Origin of the sequence: Streptomyces sp. NRRL F-525 (assembly GCF_000716605.1) — a bacterium.
In the GTDB taxonomy this organism is placed as follows: domain Bacteria; phylum Actinomycetota; class Actinomycetes; order Streptomycetales; family Streptomycetaceae; genus Streptomyces.
In genome coordinates this window covers 1-4,331 of the sequence record NZ_JNXE01000093.1, presented here as the reverse complement: position 1 = coordinate 4,331, position 4,331 = coordinate 1, and the positions used below count along the sequence as shown (strand labels likewise).

Genomic DNA, 4,331 nt, shown 5'->3' with positions numbered 1-4,331 from the left:
CGGCGAACGCGCTCCGGTGCCCCTGGCCCCCGCCAGCACCGCCCACCCGACGCCGCACACACCCGAACCCGCTCGCACGGCAGCGGAGCCCCTTCCCTCGGGAGACTGACAGGCGCCGGGTCCGCCCCCGCATCAGGCTGTGGAGTCCAGGTGGATCCACACGGCCTCCGCGTTCCGCTTCCGCACGCGGCTGGGGCTTGTACCAGCTGACCGCCACAGCCTCAAGATCATCTCCGTTGCGGCTTTTGGCCTCACCTTGGCTGGACTCCGGACTCGTGGTCAACGAGAGCTTCCAACCTGCTTCGGCAGTTTGCCCAACACAGAGGTGAAGCTCCTGGTAAATGGGTTCGACCAAGAATTCAGTCTCTACCAGAGGCTTCATATGCTCGTTTACCCGTCCGGGCTGGACGTGTCCAGTTCTGCCCTCTGGTTCCTCTCCGCCCGCCTGCGGGAACACCACCGCGGTCCAGGCACCCGATGGCGGCGCCTGAGCGCAGGCCGGCAGGCCCTGCTCGCCCTCGCCCATCTCCGCAACGGTCATCCGTATGTCCAGCTCGCGGCCGGGTTCGGCGTCGGCACCACCACTGCCTACGGCTACGTCACCGAGGCGGTTGAGATCCTGGCCGCCCTCGCCCCGACGCTCGCCGAGGTGGTTCGGTCGGCGTCGATGAAGGCGTTCGTCCTGCTGGACGGGACACCGCTGCCGATCGACTGGGGGCACCTCCCGGCCGAAGGCTGGGGGAGATCGCCGCCGACCGACCCTTCTATTCGGGCAAGCACAAGAAACACGGGATGAACGTGCAGGTGATCGCAGATCCTTCCGGCGTCTGCTGTGGGCCTCGTCGGCTCTGTCCGGCGCCGTCCACGATATTCGTGCAGCCCCCGCGAGCACGGCATCGTCGACGCTCTCGCCGAAGCCGGCGTCAACTGCTGGGCCGACAAGGGCCACCAGGGCGCCGGAGGTACTGTCCGTGTTCCTTACCGCGGCCGGTGGGAGACGTTTTCTACAGGGCAGCAGGCTGTCAACCGACCCCATGCGAAGATCCGGGCCCTCGTCGAGCAAGCCGTCGCCATCCTCAAGTCCTGGCGGCTACTCCGCAAACTCCGTTGCTCGACCACCCGCATAACGGTCCTCGTCCAAGCCGTCCTCTGTCTCCATCAGGCCAGCTCAGCCTGAGGATTGAAAACGCTCTGTGATTCCCATCACGTTTAATGTAATATTACCCCTGTGGCACCTTCGGTCGACTTTGCTCGCACTTTCGGGAATTATGACCATCGGAGTCGAGTGAGATGACATTTCCGTATGGGCGCGAGTTTATCCTAGGTGCCGCGGTGGCAGTTCTCGGATTTGGTGTCGTGTCGACAATCTATCTCACAGGATCGTGGCCGATCCCCCCGGGCCTCTTCTTCTATCGGAGCGCCACATGGGGCGACGGGCTGCTGCTTCCGATAGCCGCCGGAACACTCCTCGGAATTTCCAGGGCTGCTGGCCCCGGTATACGACGTGACTGGGCCTGGTGCGCGGGTGCCGCCGTCGTTGGGGCGCTAGCAGGTGGGTACGTCATCTGGGAGTGGCTGCAGGATCCGAATCCCGGAGTCAACTGGACGTTCCCAGTCGCGCATCATTTCAACGCCGCAGGGAAGTACCACGCAGGATTTCTTGTCTCATGCACCACATTGTTCTCAATGCTATTCGCGATAGCATTCCTGCGGTTGCGGAGGCTCAGGGCGAACACGTCGTCACGTTTCCAGCAACTTGTTTCTTCCCCTGCCTGGATGCTCTGCTGGACGTGCCTGCTGAGCTATGCCGGGCTGGTGGTCAGGGACAACACGAAATCGAGCCTGGCCTCGCTCGGATCCATAACAGCCCTTGCGGTCGCCACTGGCCTCTGTCTTGCCCTTGTCTTTACGCTCACAGCCAGCCATTGGCGACTCGCGCTCACCGTCATGGTCCTCTCCCTGACCACCGCAGGCGGAATCGTCTCGGTCCTCGCCTATCGAGGACCCGTCTTTGCCTCGACCACCGTACTGATCGTGACCTCGGCCGCCTGCGCCGCAGCATTCGCTGGCGGCCATCCCCATGTGATCAGCGTATCTTTCGGTAGCTGGGGCGCACTGGAGGTAATAGCGGCCTTCGGGATATTCCTCGGGCTCGGCGTCTCAGAAAGCGAGCGCCCGAACTTCTCGATCGCCCGAGCAGGTGCCATGCTGGCCGCCGCAGCCTTGGCACTGGTCCTCCTACGGTGGTTGACGGCGGATTCACGAATCCGATACATCGGGGCTCCAGCCATCAGCCCGGCCAGGAACATGTTCAACTATAAAACATTGCTGCCACCCTGGCTCCTGGTCGTGCTCGGGGTCTGCTCCGTCTGGATAGGCCAGCAGTCGGAGCGCATCACCTCGGGCATGGGCGTCCTGATCATGCTCCCAGTGTCGCTCGCGATCCTGAACGTCCTGTCTCCGCTGCTCCGTGGCGCCTATCACGACTTTGTGCTGTCCGAGGAATCCGCGACCGGCGTCGGTCAGACCACCCCGGACCAGCGCCGCAAGGGACGTCTCACGGCCCAGACAGTGATCGCGTTCGCAGTCGCCGGCATGGGCGAACTGCTGCTGATCACCTTCGCACTGGCAGCGTCCAGCGGTTACCGAACTGGAACTCCGCACTCCTCGATCACCATTCAGATCCTGGCCGGGGCCGCCACGGCTGCCGTACTGCTCGTCGGTGCAATCCTCACCGGGTACGGCGGACACCGGCCATTGCGCCCGGTTATCGTCCTGACCTCGCTGGCAGCCGCGGCCTGGACAGTTGCCTGCGCCTCCCAAATACGAGTCCATGGTTTTGAATGGTTCGCGGTCCCCATCGCTGTACTTTCCGCCGCCTGGACTGCCGAGAGCATCCGCTCCAACTGCGGGACCCTGCAATACATCAAGGTGACGCCTCAGCAGAGCATTCTTTCTGCTGCTCTGGGACTCGCGGTCGGCTGTTCGGTCATGTGGTCTCTGACATCTGGGTTGAACTGGCATGGCCAGTCTATTTCTGCCTACTGGTCGCTGGCGGCATTCGTGTTCGTAGCAGCCGTCAACTCGGCATGCGTCATCGTGGCGGCCAAAATGTGCTTTCCTCGGCCTCCGGCTCCAGCTCCGAACCCCGGGGGAACGAACTACGGAGCACTTGCGGGCGTGCTGCAAGACGAAGGGCTAATCTCCATCCTCGTCCTAGTAGCGGCGTTCTTTCCCGCAGTGATCGTCGCACACATGCCTGTCCATGCCGCAGAACGCTGGATATCGATCTTCTCCATCCTCTTCGGCTTCATGGTCTTCTTTGGATCGGTGTTTTTCTGGGTGCTGCGGTACAACACTCGGCATGCCGAGTTCAGGGTCAATCGAACCCGGGAGGCTCCAATCACCTGGCCGCCTTCAAAGTTCCCACTCGTCCCCTGGAGGCGGATTCCTGATTTCGCCCCGATGCTGGTGCGAACCGACGGAGATACCCTGGACGAGGAAGAGTGGGCCAGGACACTCCAGGCACACATCACCTTTCAGAATCTGGTGGCCCTGGGGGTTGTCGTCTCAGGAATCGCCCCGCTTTACGCTTTGATCAGCGAACTAAAGGTAAGCAGCCCAGATTGACCTCGATCCGTCAGCGTCCTGGTAATCCAGTCGCACTTCGTGATGTGACTGGGGTGCCGGGTGGCGTGCCGGTATCGGGACATGTGTGAGGTTGGGCTCCGTCGTTCTCGCGATTGGCACCAGAGCCGGGGTGGACCTGATGCCCCAAGTCGGCGGGTGGTGGGCGGTTCATGGCGGGTGGCCGGTACGCCGGCCTCGGCTTCGTCGGCCTGAACGACGACCCCAAAAGCCCCGTGATCATCACGGGCCGCAAGACGGCCCCCGGAAAGCCACGGACCGCCGCCCAGAAGGAGGCGAACCGCCTGGTCAGCCGCGAACGCGTGGCCAACGAGCACGGCTTCGCGAACCTGAAGGCATGACCTGTGCTGACGAAGATCCGCATGGGCGCGGCCTCCGCGACCACGCTGCTGCGGGCCTTGCTGGTACTCACCGGCCTCCAGACCGCCCGCTGACAGACGATCAAGCCCCTCTGCCAGCACGAATACACCCAGCAGTCACACTCACTGAGCCGTTTCAGTGTGGCCACTGATCAGGTGACGACGTCGGCGTCCGCAACGGACAAGGCCCCTACGCCGTTGAGGGAGGTGTTCGACGTCTCAACTCATTGGCGCAGGAGCCTTGTTGGTTGCCTATCCTGCCGCACTCGACCTGCCGCATGCCCTGGTCGAGTGGGTCACCATGCTCATCGTCACCCGCGAGGG

2 protein-coding genes and 2 pseudogenes are annotated in these 4,331 nt (G+C 63.1%); all 4 read left to right on the top strand.

Annotated features, from left to right (window positions below; all coding sequences use genetic code 11):
- The first annotated feature begins 382 nt into the window (after positions 1–382).
- A pseudogene (locus OO69_RS49215) lies at positions 383–1,177 on the top strand (transposase family protein).
- Between the two features lie 599 nt (positions 1,178–1,776).
- Positions 1,777–3,630, top strand: a complete 1,854-nt coding sequence (locus OO69_RS47930; RefSeq protein ID WP_158713543.1) for a hypothetical protein — start codon at positions 1,777–1,779, stop codon at positions 3,628–3,630.
- A 170-nt stretch (positions 3,631–3,800) separates the two neighbouring features.
- Positions 3,801–3,989, top strand: coding sequence for a hypothetical protein (locus OO69_RS49210; RefSeq protein ID WP_051801869.1), 189 nt, complete (start codon positions 3,801–3,803; stop codon positions 3,987–3,989).
- 262 nt (positions 3,990–4,251) lie between these two features.
- Positions 4,252–4,331: pseudogene (locus tag OO69_RS51800) on the top strand (IS5/IS1182 family transposase); the annotation flags it as partial.